The sequence below is a fragment of the Paenibacillus sp. JGP012 genome, assembly GCF_014203995.1.
In the GTDB taxonomy this organism is placed as follows: Bacteria; Bacillota; Bacilli; order Paenibacillales; family Paenibacillaceae; genus Paenibacillus; species Paenibacillus silvae.
The window spans coordinates 12,512-29,499 of record NZ_JACHKG010000035.1 but is presented as its reverse complement, the minus strand read 5'-3'; the positions used below and the strand labels follow the sequence as shown (position 1 = coordinate 29,499).

Genomic DNA, 16,988 nt, shown 5'->3' with positions numbered 1-16,988 from the left:
CGATAACCATCTTGAGACATACATAACTTAGACAATCGTTACTGCTCTCATTCAAAAATGCACGCAAAACAACCTCCTGTGATCCGTTCAGGAGGTTGTTCAAAACGAACATAACTATTGCCAATCTCTCTTACGAAGATAGGACTCAAAAATGAATGTTCCAAAAGGAAGCAGCCCAGCCGCTACCCCCATGATCCAGCGCGATGCCTTCCAACGTTTGACCAGTCCGAGATGTGCAAGTGCAATAAGATAGAGTGGAAATAAAATACCGTGAATCATACCGAGAACGGCTACAGCTGAAGAGATATCAGCAAAATATTTCAGTGGCATGGCTATACATACGAGCAGCAGCAGTGATACTCCCTCCCATATTCCCGCAATTCTGAACCGGCCTGTAATTGTGTTCATTCGTTTTGTTCTCACCTTTCCGCAGCCTTGTTTGTGATTGTTTGTGAAATATGTAACTTATAACATGACGCTTTACAACGCTGTATTTCAACGCACACAACGTATGTAAGCTCTTTCTAAGTATAAGGCATGACCTTGATTTCGTTTTACTTCAAATTTGAATAATTATTGAACTGACGGATTAAACTTGCGCGAAACCGCTTTGCTTTCGGTCCTCGCTCTTATGTCGTTTTGCGTTCAATCAATCGATAATCCAGCGCTGTCGGCATCAGCTCGAGCTTCTCCTTGCCCAGCACTCTCCATAGATGGTAGAAAGCCTGTTTTGCTTGCTCTGCAATCGGATTATGAATCGTTGTTAATTCCAGTACACGTGACAATTCCGTATCATCAAAACCGACAATAGCAAGCTGCTCCGGAACCCGAATATGCTGTCTGCGCGCCTCGCTCAGAATGCCTATAGCTGCGTAATCATTGGAGCACAGCACGGCCTGCGGCATCTCTCCCTGCTCCATCATGTGACCCAAGGCAGCTTCACCGTCAGAAGAAGTAAACACGGAATACTGATAAGCTTCCCTCCAAACGGGTAAACCCTGGCTGTTCATAAACGCTTCATAAGCTTCACGGCGACTATGTGTATTCAGACTGCCAATTCGACCAAACACATTGGCAATGCGAGTGTAACCCCTGGATACCAGGTGCTCCAGCGCCAGCCTGTACCCTTGCGCCTGATCCATCGCAACCGAGGGAATATCGTCATTCGCCATCCGCTGCCACGATATAATCGGTCCATAGTGCATATAACCCTTCAATTCACGCGGATCATTAACACAGGTTACGATAAGCAGACCATCCACCCGTTTACTCCGCAAATCCTCAAAGGCTTGCATCTCGGTCTGTTTATCACTGCGGGACATGTACACAATGGTTTGAAAACCGTAGTCCATCGCCGTATCCATAAACTGGTTAATAAAGGTTAAACTAAGCTCGTCAATCATCGCTGTAACGATGCCAATCTGCTTGGTCTGTCCGGTAGACAGCGAAACTGCATTGCGATTCGGAATATAATCCAGTTCATTCATAATTTCGGTAATGATACGTCTCGCTTCATCGCTAACATGAGGTGAACGGTTGATTACACGGGATACCGTCGCCCTGGAATAGCCGGAACGCTTCATAATTTCATCAAATTTGGACATGCCGATGCTCCTTTTCTACCTACATACTCCTATAACTAGTATGCCTGAACTGCGCTGCAAAAGTAAAACTTGACGTGTAACCCGTTACAACGTTTAAGCTTTTTCTAACAGGACGAATACACTTTTTTGCGTCCAACAATGATCATTATGAAATGGAGCGATATACATGAGCAAATTATCCGTTCAAACCTATTCATTTCCCGAAAACTTTCTTTGGGGCGGCGCTATTGCTGCCAACCAGGCAGAAGGTGCTTACAATCAAGGAGGTAAAGGTCTGTCGACACAGGACGTAGCCCCCAAAGGTGTTATGGGCCCAATCACGGAAGAACCTACAGCAGATAACATGAAGCTTGTCGGCATTGATCTATATCATCGTTACAAGGAAGATGTGAAGCTGTTCGCGGAGATGGGCTTCAAAGTATTCCGCACATCCATCGCCTGGTCCCGTATTTTCCCGAAAGGTGACGAGTTAGAGCCGAATGAGGAAGGCTTGCAATTTTACGATAATCTGTTTGATGAATGCCTTAAATACGGCATTGAACCTCTTGTTACATTATCTCACTATGAGACACCTCTGCATCTTGCTAAAGAATACGACGGCTGGGTGAACCGGAAGATGATCGGGTTCTATGAGCGCTATGCGACCACCGTTTTTAATCGTTACAAAAACAAAGTGAAATACTGGCTTACGTTTAACGAGATCAACTCCATCCTTGAATTTCCGTTCATGAGCGGCGGGATTTATACCCCTAAGGAGAAGCTGAGCAAGCAGGACCTGTATCAAGCCATCCACCACGAACTGGTGGCAAGTGCATCAGCCGTTAAGCTGTGTCATGAGATTATCCCGAATGCCAAGATCGGATGTATGATTTTAAGTATGCCAACCTACCCATTGACCCCGAACCCTGACGATGTGATCAAGGTTATGGAGTATGAGCACAGCAACTATTTCTTTGGTGATATGCATGTGCGCGGCCGTTACCCTGGATATATGAAACGTTACTTCCGTGAGAACGGCATTGAGATTCATATGGAGGAAGGCGATCAGGAAACACTGCTCAATACAGTGGATTTCATCTCCTTCAGCTATTATATGAGCACGTGTCAGACCGCCGATCCTGCGAAACAGATCGCTGGTGAAGGCAATCTGATCGGTGGTATACCTAACCCGTATTTGCCCGCTAGTGAGTGGGGCTGGCAGATTGACCCGCAAGGACTTCGTTATGTCCTGAACATGTTCTATGACCGTTACCAGAAGCCGCTATTTATCGTAGAAAATGGTCTTGGCGCTGTAGACGAATTGATTACAGGTGCTGACGGCGAAAAAACCGTAGAAGACGACTATCGCATTCAATATCTGAACGACCATCTGGTTCAGGTTGGTGAAGCACTTGAAGACGGTGTAGACATTATGGGTTACACATCATGGGGCTGTATTGATGTCGTAAGTGCCTCCTCCGCTCAATTGAAAAAGCGGTACGGCTTTATCTATGTTGACCGTCATGATGATGGCTCAGGCACATTGGAGCGTTACCGCAAAAAATCCTTCCACTGGTATAAAGAGATTATCGCCAGCAATGGAAAAAGCCTGAAGCGATAAGCTTCAAGGCTAAAGTTAGAGACCTTCTTACGGAAGCGAAGAGTCAGGAAAAGCTGTGATAGCTCATTGTCACAGCAACCTTGACAACGTCTTCCGTTGGAGGGTCTTTTTTTCTACGTTAAATCAATCAGGCCACAGCATGAATATGTTTTTCTTTCATATTGACTGCAACAAGGGCAGAACCAAGTCCAACACACACAAGGATTGAGCCAACCCAGCCCGTATTCATAATGGAGGAGTGATCAATGACAAGCCCGCCGATATAGGTTCCCAGCGCAATCCCCGCATGAGCAATACCTGAGTTGGTGCTAATCAGAATTTCCGAGGTTTCCGGTGACGTCTTGATGATCAGACTGTTCTGCACAGGAGTTACCGTCCAGCTCAGCGCTCCCCATATACTTAACAGCAGCAGAAAAGCAATCAAAGGCAGCCCGGTGCTAAACGGAATTACAGCCATACTGATCATGAATGGAATGAGCACCATCACAATCGCTTTGGCCGGATGCAGACGATCCGATAACATGCCACCCATTCCGCCTCCTGCAACAGCGGCAAGTCCAAACATCATGTAGATCAAGGTAATCGCCGTTGGACTGGCACCTATGGTCGCCTGAAGAAACGGTGTGAAGTACGCATATAATGTCAAATGACCCGCTAGTACAAGCAATGTAGTGATATGAATAGCCAGCATTTTCGGATTCCATAACGCCTTGAGCTGATTTTGAAGGCTCACCGCAGGAGCAGGCTGTACACGATTCATCGCCATACCAATGGCTGCCATCACAAATACAGTCAGAATGGCAATCAGCATAAACACCTCACGCCAGCCGAGTGCATTGCCTACAAAGATGCCAATCGGCACACCAAGAATCAGTGATGCACTTCCCCCCATTGTAATTGTGCCAACCGCACGCCCTTTATACTCGGGCTCCACGATGCGGGAGGCTAACGTTAAAGACAGCACAAAAATCAGTGAGCCTGCTGCAGCTCCCAGCATTCGTCCAGCCATCAACATGTAAAAGTTCACGCTAAAAGCGGAGATCAGGTTACTGATCAGAAACACAAGCAGCGTGTACATATATACTTTTTTACGTTCGAAACGTGCCGTCACATTGAGCAGAATAGGAGCGGACAACGCATAGACCAGTGAAAAGATTGAAATTAAATATCCTGCCTTCGCCAAGGACAAATGCAGATCCGTTGCGATCAGGTCCATAATGCCGCCCAGAATCAGTTCAACCGTGCCGACAACAAAGGCCGCAATTGCCAAAACATATACCTTTTTATTCATTGCTTCGAATCCCCCTAATAAGTTACAACTACGATAGTAACCTATGAAGAAAGAAAGATCAATGTATAATTTCAATCTTTTCAAAATACAAAGAAAAAACTATTCTGCAAGAGAATAGTTTGCTAATAGATTAGTCTGGTGAGCAGGCGTTCAATTTCTTCATCCTGCAGCAGCTGTTCCCCGTATTTTTTTGTAATCTGTGTCAAGGCCACATCATGATAGAAATAATCAGTCATTGCTTTGACAATCGGCTTGGACATCGTTTTGATTGCTTTCCACGATTCATGTTCTACACCGGCAAACAGCAGATACGTGTGATCCACAATCAGCAGTTGTGAGGGCTCAGGGGCATCGAGCAACGGGATCAGTGAATATTTGCGAGTGAGAGAGCTTTCCAGGCCGCCCACAGCAAGCACTTCTACATACACTCCCTGTCTCTCCTTCTGCTCCAGCAGCTTGCGGTATCTCTCCATCCTCTCGTTCCATGCCAGAAAAAGAATCGACGAATCGGCCTCTTCAATCAGCTGCTCGATGTTTGAAGCGATGGAGGACTCGTCTTTTAATGTCCAGATATGTTCATCAGTGAACGTTCGCTTGATTTTATATTGTTTCAGGGCTTCAATATCGTTCTCAAAATCCATCTTGATTTTATGAATGACCGTCTGCAGGTCAACCGCCATATACAATTTCTTCTTTCCATCCATCGTTGTCAGCACAATGCCCTTATCAATTAACCGATTAAGCACTTCATAGATTTTGGCCTTGGGCACATTGGAGGCTGCTACAATCGTTGTTGCATCAAGCGGCTCATCCTGCGCCATAATAGCCTCATAGACCTGACTTTCATATTGGGTAAAACCGAATTTTTGCAGCATATGCAGTTCAAGACGTCCCTTCTGTTTTTTCTGTCCTCTTCGTTCACGTGTAAATGAGTAGTTCAACTTATCTAGTTTAATTTCCTCTGCGTTGGCTGTCCAGTTTGCCAGTGCACTCTAATAAAATGGCGTTCTCATGGTTATATTAGAACTGATTCCCCTACTCGCTTTTTTGGAAAGGAGCATACAACAGATGGAAAGTACACAGGAATTTGTGAAAAAGGTTAATGAAAATGCCGAGAAAGCTCGCCACAACAAAAACAACGGCAAGGGAACACCGGGTGACAAGCTCCCGAACAAGCAGCATTCCACGAACAAATAAACAAAAGACAACTGACATAAAAACGGTGCCTTCTCATAAAAGCGCATCGTTTTTGCCTTTCCTTCAGGGTATAATGGTTTTGTAAAATTGGCAGGATGACTTATAAATGAAACCCTATCGCCCATAAAACGTAATATTTACCTGGTGAAATTCACGAGAAATACATTCTTTATTCTACATTTAAATGAGGGAATACGATGACAAAACAGTTTATGGTGCTTGGTTTGGGACGTTTCGGCGCAAGTTTAACACGAACATTGATTAATAACGGACATGAGGTACTCGCAGTAGACAAAAACGAAACTCTCGTTCAAGAAATGTCTACGGTAGCAACTCATGTCGTTCAGGCTGACTGTACGGACAAATCTGTCCTTCAAGAACTTGGAGCCAGCAATTTTTCACATGCCATCGTGGCCATCGGTGAAGATCTTCAAGCCAGCATTCTAGCTACACTCCTGCTCAAGGAGCTTCATGTACCCAAAGTTACGGCAAAAGCAAAAAACGATAATCATGGCAGTGTGTTAGCCAAAATTGGTGCTGACCAGATTGTATATCCCGAACGCGATATGGCAACCAGGCTAGGTAACCAACTGAGCTCAGATAATATGATTGATTCGATTGAACTATCCCCTGATTACAATTTGGTTGAGTTCAAAGCACCAGCAAGGATGAATCAGAAAACATTACTTGAACTCAATATTCGAGCTAATTATGGTTGTACCGTCATTGCAATAAAAGCGGGAAATAAAATGAACATATCTCCACTTGCAGAAGATAAGGTACATACCGGGGACACGCTCTTGCTAATTGGCAGTAATGAAAACATCCGGGATCTGGAGAGTGATTATGAACGAAACTAACAAAAAAAACGTTGTACCTGCACTCTTGTCCAAAATTGAAACTATGGTGAGTACACTAAAAAACAAGACCAATCCCCCTCAGCTCATTATGATCATTTTTTTCACTCTGATCTGGATTGGCGCCATATTATTAGCACTTCCAATCTCCTCAAAGAGCGGTACATCTATTGGATTACTTGATGCGCTGTTCACTGCAACCTCGGCAATTTGTGTTAATGGATTGGTTGTACTTGATACGGGAAGTGTATTTTCTACGTTTGGTCAAGTGATTATAATGATATTAATTCAAGTGGGCGGCTTGGGCTTTATGACCTTGGGTGTGATGGTTGCCATCATACTCGGTAAACGTATCGGATTAAAGCAGCGACTTCTCATTCAGCAGGCTGCCAACACTTCCTCTGCTCAAGGATTGGTCAAACTGTCACTGTATATCGTGTTGATCGCTTTTGCTTTTGAAGCTCTTTCTACGATAATTTTGACTTTACGATGGCAAGGTGAGCTGGGACTGAGCCAATCGTTGTATTATGCTCTGTTTCACTCGGTATCTGCCTTCAATAATGCGGGTTTTTCCTTATGGTCGGACAGCCTGTCTCCCTTCGTTGGTGACCCGATCGTGAATATAACGATTATTACCCTTTTTATTATAGGAGGGCTGGGTTACATGGTAGTTGTGGACATTTTCCGTAAACGCTCATGGCGAAAGCTATCTTTGCATTCCAAAATAGTTTTAGTGGGAAGTTTTTCGTTGTATTTGATTGGTTTCATCGTTATATTTTCCCTTGAAAATTGGAATCCCTCCACCTTTTCCAATCTGTCATGGGGAGAACGCATCTGGGCCGCTTTGTTTCAAGGCACCGCCCCACGGAGCTCCGGATTTAATACCATTCATATTGGAAGTATGCTGGCAACATCACAGTTTTTTATCATTATTCTCATGTTTATTGGGGCTTCGTCTGGCGGAACAGGCGGAGGAATCAAGATCAATACCTTCGTGGTTCTTGTCTTGGCAACAATCCAAACCTTTCGTGGCGGTGGACAAGTTCATGCTTTTGAACGTAAAATAGCAGGCGAAACCGTTATGCGGGCCCTTGCCGTTGTCATGAGTTCATTGGCATTTGTATTGGGCATTTCCATTCTACTCTCGATAACTGAAGGAATTTTAGAAAATCATTTTCTGGATGTTCTCTTTGAAGCAACTTCTGCTTTCAGTACAACCGGACTCTCGATGGGTCTGACTAGTGAACTGAGTGTTCCAGGCAAACTGATCGTTATCTTCACAATGTTTGCCGGACGATTAGGACCGTTAACGCTAGCTTTTGCGTTAGCACAGAAAAAACACAAGTCCAAAATCGGTTATGCAGAAGACCATGTGCTTATTGGCTAAAACTTCAAACAAGGCTGTGCTGACGCCAGCATGGACTGCTCCTGTGCAGATCTGTGCTGGCGTTTACATTCTCATCTTTTACCTGAGGCTTAGGATCGGGGATAATGAATGACCATGCTTAGTTTACTCGAATCTGCGCCAGGGTTGAAGTAAGCATGCGGCTGATCTGCCTTGAAACGGATCGAATCCCCTTGCCGCAACTTATATTCAGCTTCCCCTACTTTGATCGTTATTTCCCCTTTATATACCGTGATGAATTCCTCAGCTCCTTCGACATGTGGCTCCGCACTCAACGATGCCTTCTCATCCATCTCCATCATGTACATTTCAGAACGTCTTTCCTCCTCAAATGAAAAATGTGGATAAATCCGAATGCGTCCCTCATCCTCTTGCAGGACTTTGATATCCTCCCTCATGAGAACCGTTGTATCGGACTTCGGTTCATCAATTAAGGTCGTGAATGATATCTTCAACCCGTTCGCAATTTTCCATACGGTTGCGATGGACGGATTGGATTCCCCACGCTCAATCTGACCAAGCATTGTTTTGCTTATACCTGACAATTCCGCTACCTTGTCCAGACTAAGTTTTCTTTGTTCCCTGATTAACTTGAAGTTCCGAGCCAAAATCAAATTAATATTTTCCATCAACAGACACCCCCTATTTACTCATTAACACACCACTTGTGCTTTACATAGTACATATTGTACAATTATAGTGCACGAACATTATAACGTACTTTTTGTACACTATAACATACTTTTTCTATTTATCGAAGGAGGACACATGGATATCTTGGCTTTAATAACGTACGCCATTGTAGCTTCGTTTACACCGGGACCCAACAACATCATTTCCATGACACATGCAGGAAACCAGGGATTCAGAAGCACGTTTCCTTTTATTAGCGGTGTTGCTGGCGGATGCTTTCTCATCATGATACTGTGCAGTTATTTCAACCTTGCTCTTTATCAATATATTCCGATGATCACGCCGCTCTTGAATGTATTCGGATTTATTTACATGCTCTATCTGGCCATCATGATCCTGAAGAAAAATACGTCCGCTGAGCGTGAGAGTATGGGCGAGCAAAAACAGCATTTTTCCTTTTGGTCCGGATTCACCCTCCAGTTGATTAATCCCAAAGTCATCCTATACGGGCTTACAGCTTTGTCGGTATTCGTCCTGCCCCATACGCAGGCACAGCAGCAGTTCCTGCTGTACTCAATCCTGCTCACACTGATCGGCATCAGTGCGAATCTAAGCTGGGCTTTGGGTGGACATTTGCTTCAGCCATTTCTGTTAAAATACGAACGTGCTTTTCACATCTGCATGAGTCTGCTGTTAATCTGTACCGCGATTTCTTTGATAAGATAAAGCAAAAGCGTTCACTCCTCTACGTGAGTTGAACGCTTTAACCATATTAATCCTTTGTCTGTCTCCACCAAGGCCCGGTTGTCACCACTTGCTCATTGATTACCACCGTCTCGCCAATTTTGGGAGTAGCTATGCGGACCTGAGCGGTCCGTGCCGCCCGGGTTACTCGCTCTGCCGGTTCATTCCAGGCATGATAAGCAAGCGTAAATGCTCCCCAATGTATCGGAATCAACAACTGACCGCCTACATCCAGATGGGCTTGTACCGTTTCCTCAGGCATCATATGAATATTCGACCAGCGCTTGTCATATTGGCCACATTCCATCAATGTCACATCAAACGGCCCGTACTTGCTTCCGATTTCTTTGAAATGAGGTCCATATCCGCTGTCACCGCTGAAAAATACTTTTGTTCCCTCTCCAATAATAACCCATGAGCACCACAACGTTGAATTCCGGTCCAATAAACCTCTGCCCGAAAAATGACGAGCCGGCATACAGGCAAATGTTAAACCCTTGAAGGTAAATTCATCTCCCCATTGATGCTCTGTAATCTGATCCGCGGGTACGCCCCACTTGATCAACCTTTTGCGCACACCAAGTGGAACGATGAAACGTTTGGTTTTATTTTTCAAACTGCGAATCGAAGCAGCATCAAGATGATCATAATGATCATGGGAGATCACGATGGCATCCAGTATAGGGAAGTCTTCGGGCTGCATCGGCAGCTCGCGACTGAAGCGTCTCGTTCCCACCCAGGATACAGGTGATGGGCGCTCACCCAGCATGGGATCAAAGAGCAAGCGATGTCCCGCAATCTCAAGTAAAAAAGCGGAGTGGCCAAACCATGTCACCTGTGAAAGCTTGGAGAATTCCGACGCCGAAGCTTGCAAATACCGCTCTACGGGTATGCTGCCAGACGGCCTCCGCTCCACATTTTTACGCAAAGAGTCCCGCAATATACTGGTTAATGACTTCATGTCCATACCGGCGGTTGTTGGAATCTGATTCTCATATTTTGTCATATGCAGCCCTTCCGATCTTTATCATATGCAGTCCTTCTGATCTTTGTATTTCACGGCTGGCCGTAAAAATTTTTATTATATTTTCATATTAATTCATCGCGTGGCGATATTCAATTTTGTACAAAGCAGACGTTATTTGAGCAGTTAAGATAGAATTAAGACTCTGTTTTCACTCGTATAAGACTGGGCTTATATGATATAGAAAAACCAAGAGAGAGCGTGAGAGCATCCATGAGCAAAAAATGGCGCAAAAGACTAGTAAAATTTCTGATCGTTGATCTATCCCTGATTATTATTCTGTTAGGTTCCGGTTTGATCTATCAGCAGGTCGGTACATCGAAAGATGAAAAATCATTTACACCCCCTGGCAAGCTGTATGAAATACATGGCAATAAGATGCACCTTTATACAGGTGGAGAAGGCGATGTAACCATTGTTCTTGCCTCAGGCTGGGGAACAGCGAATCCTTATGTAGACTATTACCCCTTATATGAAAAGCTTGCCCCGAATGCAAAGTTTGCTGTATACGACCGCTTCGGATATGGCTATAGTGACAAGACGGATAAAACGCGTGATGTGGATACGGTAGCTGATGAATTACATGAATTGCTGCAGGTTTCCGGGCAGAAGCCACCTTATGTGCTTGTCGCTCACTCCCTTGGCTCATTAGAGACGATTCGATTCGCACAGAAGTATCCCGATCTGGTCAAAGGCATCGTTATGATTGACGGCGGAAGTCCTGAATACTATGAAAATGATCTGGATAACCCGGCAGACACCGTTGGCGGTTTCGGGAATCAATTCAGAATCAAAACGGGCCTGTTCCGATTGAGCATGCAAAGTCAACAAGTGGTTGATGCATCAAACGCCAACCGTAATGAGCTAAAACTTATACCCGCTGATCTGAAAAAGGCTGATAAAACGGCTCTGCTGCTGAACTATGGCAATGCGAATACAATCGATGAGTTACGTGAAGCGAATGCGAATGCTCAAGCTGTTATCGCTAATAAAAAACCACTGCCTTTCCCTCTTACGATTCTGACCGCAGATTATTTTGGCAAGGCAGAACCAGATTGGGTAAAAACACAGACGGAATTCAAGTCCTGGTCCACCCAATTTAAACAAGTCCTTGTCAAAGATACAGAGCACTATATTCATCAGTATCACCCCGACATTGTGGCAGATGAAATTTTGGAGATCGTTAAGAAATAACGGTTTCGGCGGTACATGGAATGACAGCATCATCTGAAAGTATAGTTCCAGACAGTAAGAAAAAAGAGCGATGTTCCCTTGCAAACCAGGGAACATCGCTCTTTTTCAATTATTCAATTTAGTGCATCGAGCTTTGTTGTTTCTCAGCCGAGCCTACCTTTACTCTTTTTACAAATAATGCAATGAGTAAACCAATCAGGGCCAGAATCAGTGCAAAGACAAATGCGTTCTGTACACCTGACGTGAAACCTGCCAGCATATTTTCCGGGCTCTGCGGATTATCCACGCCCTTCAGGTAACGTGCTTGTCCTGCACTCAGAATACTTACGGCAACAGCTGTACCAATCGCACCGGAAACCTGCTGCAACGTATTCATAATTGCTGTACCATGCGGATAGTACTGGCGCGGCAGCTGGTTCAGACCGTTTGTTTGTGCAGGCATCATCACCATTGAAATACCAACCATCATAAAGACATGCATCATAATAATGTTGATCAGCGGAGTTGTAGGCTCAATGGTTGTGTAGAGATACAATACAATGGCCACAACAGACATTCCGATAATAACCAGCCATCTCGGGCCAAACTTGTCAAACAAACGCCCCATGACTGGAGACAAAAATCCATTCAACAAGCTGCCTGGAAGTAAAACCAGTCCTGCAGTAAGTGGTGTAACCGCCATTCCCTGCTGCAAATACATTGGCAAAACCAGCATGGACGACAGAATCATCATCATACAGATAAACACCAGCAGCAGCCCAATTGTAAACATCGGATATTTGAAGGCTCTCAGATCCATCACTGGCTCTTTCATACTCAATTGACGGATGCTGAACAAAAGCAATGCGACAATACCAATGACCAGCGTGGCAATAACGACAGGACTGGTCCATCCCCCGCCCGCTTCTCCATGTCCTCCAGCACTGCTGAAACCATAGACGATCCCACCAAAGCCGAGAGTAGACAAAACGATGGATAACACATCAATCTTGGGCTTGGTGAGCTTGGAAATGTTCGGCAAGAACAACAATCCGCACACCAGAGAGATCAGGAAAAACGGCAAAGAAATCCAGAAAATCCAGTGCCAGCTCAGATTAGCCAGAATCAAACCTGATATACTCGGGCCGCTTGCTGGCGCAAACATAATGACAAGGCCGATCAACCCCATAGCCGCGCCACGTTTCTCAATCGGGAAAATCACTAATATGGTGTTAAACATCAGTGGCAGCAATAGCGCTGTTCCCACTGCTTGTAACACACGGGCTATTAACAGCACTTCAAAGTTAGGTGCAAGTGCCGCAACGAATGTTCCTGCAATGGAGAACACAAGCGAGGTTGTAAACAGCTGTCTGGTCGTAAACCATTGCAGCAGCAAACCCGAAACGGGCACCAGAATACCAAGCACAAGCAGGTATCCTGTAGTTAACCATTGAATAGTCGTTGGGCCAACTTCAAGCAGACCCATCAGTGGTGTCAAAGCGACATTCAGAGCGGTCTCACCGAATAAACCTATGAACCCGCTCAGCAGCATGGCGAACAAAATCGGGAACACCTTATACTGCTGTGTTTCTTGTTGTTTCTCTCCTGTTCCAGCTTTCATGGAAGCTTCCACGATTCCATCCTCCTCATTCTTATCCAACGGTTTCTCTTCTCTTGAGATAATTTACTGTTTCTGTGCAGCAATCTTTGCTACGACTGACAAATAATCAGCGGCCGTCAACAGGGGCTGTTTATCCTGATTGGTCAGACAGATAATCAATGCACCCTCCATCAGAGAAATCACAAGCAATGCTGTCTCACGAGCCTTCTCTTCAGCAATCCCGTCCAACATGAGATGTTTGGCAATAATATCCTGCCACTCGGCAAATACGTTCTGCGAAGCGGTACGTAGCTGTTGACTGATACAGGAAGTTTCTACAGCAGCCCAAAAGCTGAAGGGCATAAATCCCGTATAACCCAAGGCTTCAGCTTCACTCGCCGTATCATAAATGAATTGCCGGATACCTTCTGCAGTCGTCTCATGGGCCGCGAAGGTTTCCTCAAACTTCTGCACGATATGAGCATTAGCTGATTGAATACATTCGAGAGCCAGTTCTTCCTTCCCCTGTGGAAAATAATGATATAACGAACCTTTTGGCGTGTTACTCTCCTTAATGATCTGATTCAGACCGGTCGCATGATATCCTTGTGAAAAAAACAGTCTAGCTGCTGTGCCAACAATAAGCTCTCTGGCATTCGACTTTTCACTCAAAGAAAGCCACTTCCTTCAATAAATTATAACAATCGGTCTATATAATTAAAATCGTTTAACGGCGACATGTCAATGTTTTATTTCAAATTTTACAGAAAAATAACATCCTCTTTTCAAAACGAAGCAACGAAGCTTTGGACTGGTCATTGACTCGTACTATAAAATGCATGTGAATATTACTCCGGTGACACAGAATACACTTACATAAGCAGAGTTTTGTATCCTATTTGCATTTATTTTTAAAAAGGAGGAGATATATTTGGCTGTATTGCTAACAGGCCCGATTGACAACAGCCCTGTTAATGGAATTAGGCCTACGCAGACTGTATCCATCAAGATTGAAAATGAAAACCCTGTAACTGCAGCTACGGTGCTAATACAAGGCTATGTACTGAGCGGAGTACGCACTTTGTATGTGAGTGAACAAATTACCCTTTTGCCGAACGCTGTAGTGACACGCAGTTTTTATGCTGACCTGGACAGTTTCGAGTATGTCATTACCATAACTGAACCTAGCCCTGAAGACGTTCTTGTTTCCTTCTGGGGCAAAAACAGTGACGGAGCACTGATCGCCGCCCATCGGCTTGTTTACTCCGAATGGGCCGGGAGCGAGAACACGGCCGGAACTACAGGCGCGACTGGGGCTACAGGTGCTACGGGAGTGACGGGAACCACAGGTGCAGCGGGAATAACAGGTGCTACCGGTGCGACTGGTGTAACCGGTACAGCTGGTGCAGCAGGTGTTACTGGCGTCACAGGGGTTACGGGCACAACTGGAAATACCGGATTAACTGGCTCCACTGGTCTGACGGGAGCAACGGGTACAACGGGCCCGACTGGCTTTACAGGCACAACAGGTGCTACTGGCAATCCTGGAGTAACTGGTGCGACTGGTCTGACGGGAAATACCGGAGCCACTGGAAATACTGGAGCGACTGGAGACACTGGTCCTTCCGGTGGTCCAGAAGGACCGACAGGCGCGACTGGGGATACTGGAGCTACGGGTGTGACAGGTGCTACGGGCCCGACCGGTATAACCGGAGTAACCGGAGGTATCGGTCCGACTGGAGCCACGGGTCCTGCAGGGGCAACTGGTATTACAGGTACAACAGGAGCCACGGGTGTGACAGGTGTGACAGGCGCAACCGGTATTACAGGCGCTACAGGTACGTTTGAACCTAATCCGTTTAATGTATATGTCTTGCAGGGAGCCGTTGGGGGAAATGGAACACAAGCCAGTCCGTTTGGAACAATTCAGCAAGGTGTAACCGCAGTGTCGCCAACAGGGACAGTTCATGTCCTCGGTGGAACATATCCGATTACATCAAACATTACAATTAATAAGGCCGGAGTAACTCTTAAGGGCTATCCTAGTACCATCATTCTTTTGCAGGCTGCTGTCATCCCGTTTACAATCATCGGAAGTGGAGTAACGGTAGACGGCTTCACAATGACAAGTGACAACCCGTATGCAGTCGAGTTCATTCAGCTGGGCGGTACCAATCATACCGTGAAAAACAATACGATATTCGGCCCTCCTCAAGCGGGCCCGTCTACTGGCTGGGTTGTCAATCGCGGACTGGTAACCCAGATCGGCAATATGACTGGACTCATCGTAAGAAACAATATTTTCTACTCTCTTCGACAGCCAGCTTATTTTAACCCGAATACCACCGGAGAGATTGTTAATAATGTCGTTTATAACACACGTGGGTTTGTCAACGATCAGGCCATTATGGTGTACTCCGGCAACTCCTGGGGAAGCCCAGAGAATGCAGTAGATATCGCTTTGTTGCCGGGAACCATCACAGGTCCTCCGTTTGACCCGATTACTGAGCTTAGCGCGAACAACAGTACAGCAACCATTCAGGATTCCAGATAACAATACATTCAGCATTCCATATTACAATATAAAATAGATGAAAACCGTCAGCATCATTCCCTGGTAAGAATGACCAGCTGACGGTTTCCTTTGCGCTTTTCTTGTGATATTATCTTTGTTTTTGTGATGTTACCTTTATTTTTGTGCCCTTACCCTATAATCCGTGTATCATCACTGGAGTCCCATCTTTCAAAATTCAACTCATTGTTTATGCTGACTGCAGTTAATGCACCTAACGAAGCTGCTGCGATCGCCTGATACATTTCGGATGCAGCATCTCCAGCACTGAAAACACCAGGCACTGACGTTTTGCCTTGTGCATCAACGATGATAGTGCCTGTATCGGTCACCTCACATCCAAGTGCCTTGGGCACATCCGAGCCTGTATGAAGCTTGGGCTGAAAGAAAATCCCTGAACAAGGTATTATGGTGCCATCGTTTAGTTCGACTGTACGAACCATCCCCTCTTCAGATACGATCGAATGAACAGGTGCTTCATATACCTGAATGCCATGACGAGAAAGCTCAAGCATCTGTTCCTCGGGCAAAGTCCCATCCCCATTCGTACACAGCACATAATCCTTCGTCCAACCTGCGATCAATTTGGCCATATGTAACACCTTGTCCGCACTGGCAATTATAACAAGCTTCTGATCCCGCAGTTCCCATCCATCGCAATACGGGCAAACAAATGCGCTTTTCCCATAAACCTCTTGTAAACCGTCAATGCCAAGAGGCAGGTCTCTTTTACCAACAGCAAACAATATTTTTCGGGCATGATAGAGCTTGTTCTCCCCTGTTTTAACTACAAATGCTCCATCCTGCCCGTTAATCTCGATCACTGTATCTGATGTAAACTGCACGGAAGGATATGACTTGATTTCTTCTGCTGCATATGCGCGAAATTGTTGAGGACTAACTCCGTCTCTCGTCAAAAATCCATGAGTCTCCTGAGTAACCCAATTACGGGGTTTCTGATTATCTAAGACAAGTACATGCTTTCGAGCTCGTCCTAGCACGAGTGCGGCGTTCAACCCTGCCGGTCCTCCTCCCACAATAATTACGTCAAATTGACTCTTGGTAGTATTCATCTCAAAACACCCTTTCCGGATATTCAATATCCTTAATTAAATCAAAAAGATAACCTTCTCTCTGCCTCATATTCATGTTGCATCAGAAGGTCTGTGAGATTTCTAATAGCATGAGATCATTCTATTGATGGAAAGTAATGTTCCACCTCCCAAAACAAAACCATTAGAGATATCTTATATCTACAATACAACGTTAATATTGTATTTGCAATATA

Annotated in this window: 16 protein-coding genes; 7 read left to right on the top strand and 9 right to left on the bottom strand. The window is 45.2% G+C overall.

The window, feature by feature from the left end:
* Nucleotides 1-114: 114 nt before the first annotated feature.
* Both HNR77_RS26170 and HNR77_RS26165 read right to left on the bottom strand, forming a co-directional pair.
* Complete coding sequence (locus HNR77_RS26170; RefSeq protein WP_111273416.1) at nucleotides 115-408, bottom strand: DUF3817 domain-containing protein; 294 nt, start codon at nucleotides 406-408, stop codon at nucleotides 115-117.
* A gap of 221 nt (nucleotides 409-629) precedes the next feature.
* Nucleotides 630-1,604 (bottom strand): LacI family DNA-binding transcriptional regulator, encoded by a 975-nt coding sequence (locus HNR77_RS26165; RefSeq protein WP_184190556.1) that lies wholly within the window; start codon nucleotides 1,602-1,604, stop codon nucleotides 630-632.
* 166 nt (nucleotides 1,605-1,770) lie between these two features.
* On the opposite strand from HNR77_RS26165, the gene HNR77_RS26160 reads away from it, so the two are divergent.
* A complete protein-coding gene (locus tag HNR77_RS26160) occupies nucleotides 1,771-3,204 on the top strand; it encodes a glycoside hydrolase family 1 protein (RefSeq protein WP_184190554.1) in 1,434 nt (477 codons plus the stop codon).
* Between the two features lie 127 nt (nucleotides 3,205-3,331).
* Here HNR77_RS26160 and HNR77_RS26155 read toward each other — a convergent pair whose 3' ends face one another.
* Both HNR77_RS26155 and HNR77_RS26150 read right to left on the bottom strand, forming a co-directional pair.
* Nucleotides 3,332-4,495 (bottom strand): MFS transporter, encoded by a 1,164-nt coding sequence (locus HNR77_RS26155; RefSeq protein ID WP_184190553.1) that lies wholly within the window; start codon nucleotides 4,493-4,495, stop codon nucleotides 3,332-3,334.
* Nucleotides 4,496-4,617: 122 nt separating this feature from the next.
* The gene (locus HNR77_RS26150) at nucleotides 4,618-5,370 is read right to left on the bottom strand and encodes a TrmB family transcriptional regulator (RefSeq protein WP_184190583.1); all 753 of its coding nucleotides are present in this window, start codon (nucleotides 5,368-5,370) and stop codon (nucleotides 4,618-4,620) included.
* 193 nt (nucleotides 5,371-5,563) lie between these two features.
* Here HNR77_RS26150 and HNR77_RS26145 point away from each other — a divergent pair, with 193 nt between their 5' ends.
* The 3 genes from HNR77_RS26145 (at nucleotide 5,564) to HNR77_RS26135 (ending at nucleotide 7,936) form a co-directional block, all read left to right on the top strand.
* Complete coding sequence (locus HNR77_RS26145; protein ID WP_090924048.1) at nucleotides 5,564-5,692, top strand: DUF4023 family protein; 129 nt, start codon at nucleotides 5,564-5,566, stop codon at nucleotides 5,690-5,692.
* Nucleotides 5,693-5,889: 197 nt separating this feature from the next.
* Entirely contained in the window at nucleotides 5,890-6,552 is a 663-nt protein-coding gene (locus HNR77_RS26140) for a potassium channel family protein (protein WP_184190551.1), read from the top strand.
* Between the two features lie 43 nt (nucleotides 6,553-6,595).
* Nucleotides 6,596-7,936 carry a TrkH family potassium uptake protein gene (locus tag HNR77_RS26135; RefSeq protein ID WP_260410920.1) on the top strand — a complete coding sequence of 447 codons (1,341 nt, stop codon included), beginning with the start codon at nucleotides 6,596-6,598 and terminating at the stop codon, nucleotides 7,934-7,936.
* Nucleotides 7,937-8,025: 89 nt separating this feature from the next.
* Here the strand turns inward: HNR77_RS26135 and HNR77_RS26130 are convergent, their stop codons facing one another.
* Nucleotides 8,026-8,583, bottom strand: coding sequence for a helix-turn-helix domain-containing protein (locus HNR77_RS26130; RefSeq protein WP_184190547.1), 558 nt, complete (start codon nucleotides 8,581-8,583; stop codon nucleotides 8,026-8,028).
* A gap of 139 nt (nucleotides 8,584-8,722) precedes the next feature.
* Here HNR77_RS26130 and HNR77_RS26125 point away from each other — a divergent pair, with 139 nt between their 5' ends.
* A complete protein-coding gene (locus HNR77_RS26125) occupies nucleotides 8,723-9,313 on the top strand; it encodes a LysE family transporter (RefSeq protein WP_184190545.1) in 591 nt (196 codons plus the stop codon).
* Between the two features lie 46 nt (nucleotides 9,314-9,359).
* On the opposite strand, the gene HNR77_RS26120 is transcribed toward HNR77_RS26125, so the two are convergent.
* Complete coding sequence (locus HNR77_RS26120) at nucleotides 9,360-10,337, bottom strand: MBL fold metallo-hydrolase (RefSeq protein WP_184190543.1); 978 nt, start codon at nucleotides 10,335-10,337, stop codon at nucleotides 9,360-9,362.
* Nucleotides 10,338-10,568: 231 nt separating this feature from the next.
* Here HNR77_RS26120 and HNR77_RS26115 point away from each other — a divergent pair, with 231 nt between their 5' ends.
* A complete protein-coding gene (locus HNR77_RS26115) occupies nucleotides 10,569-11,549 on the top strand; it encodes an alpha/beta hydrolase (RefSeq protein ID WP_184190541.1) in 981 nt (326 codons plus the stop codon).
* A gap of 118 nt (nucleotides 11,550-11,667) precedes the next feature.
* On the opposite strand, the gene HNR77_RS26110 is transcribed toward HNR77_RS26115, so the two are convergent.
* Nucleotides 11,668-13,149 carry a DHA2 family efflux MFS transporter permease subunit gene (locus HNR77_RS26110; RefSeq protein WP_184190581.1) on the bottom strand — a complete coding sequence of 494 codons (1,482 nt, stop codon included), beginning with the start codon at nucleotides 13,147-13,149 and terminating at the stop codon, nucleotides 11,668-11,670.
* A gap of 63 nt (nucleotides 13,150-13,212) precedes the next feature.
* The gene (locus tag HNR77_RS26105) at nucleotides 13,213-13,800 is read right to left on the bottom strand and encodes a TetR/AcrR family transcriptional regulator (protein ID WP_184190539.1); all 588 of its coding nucleotides are present in this window, start codon (nucleotides 13,798-13,800) and stop codon (nucleotides 13,213-13,215) included.
* A gap of 259 nt (nucleotides 13,801-14,059) precedes the next feature.
* Here HNR77_RS26105 and HNR77_RS26100 point away from each other — a divergent pair, with 259 nt between their 5' ends.
* Entirely contained in the window at nucleotides 14,060-15,682 is a 1,623-nt protein-coding gene (locus HNR77_RS26100) for a collagen-like domain-containing protein (RefSeq protein WP_184190537.1), read from the top strand.
* A gap of 149 nt (nucleotides 15,683-15,831) precedes the next feature.
* Here HNR77_RS26100 and HNR77_RS26095 read toward each other — a convergent pair whose 3' ends face one another.
* A complete protein-coding gene (locus HNR77_RS26095) occupies nucleotides 15,832-16,773 on the bottom strand; it encodes an NAD(P)/FAD-dependent oxidoreductase (RefSeq protein WP_184190535.1) in 942 nt (313 codons plus the stop codon).
* Nucleotides 16,774-16,988: the final 215 nt, after the last annotated feature.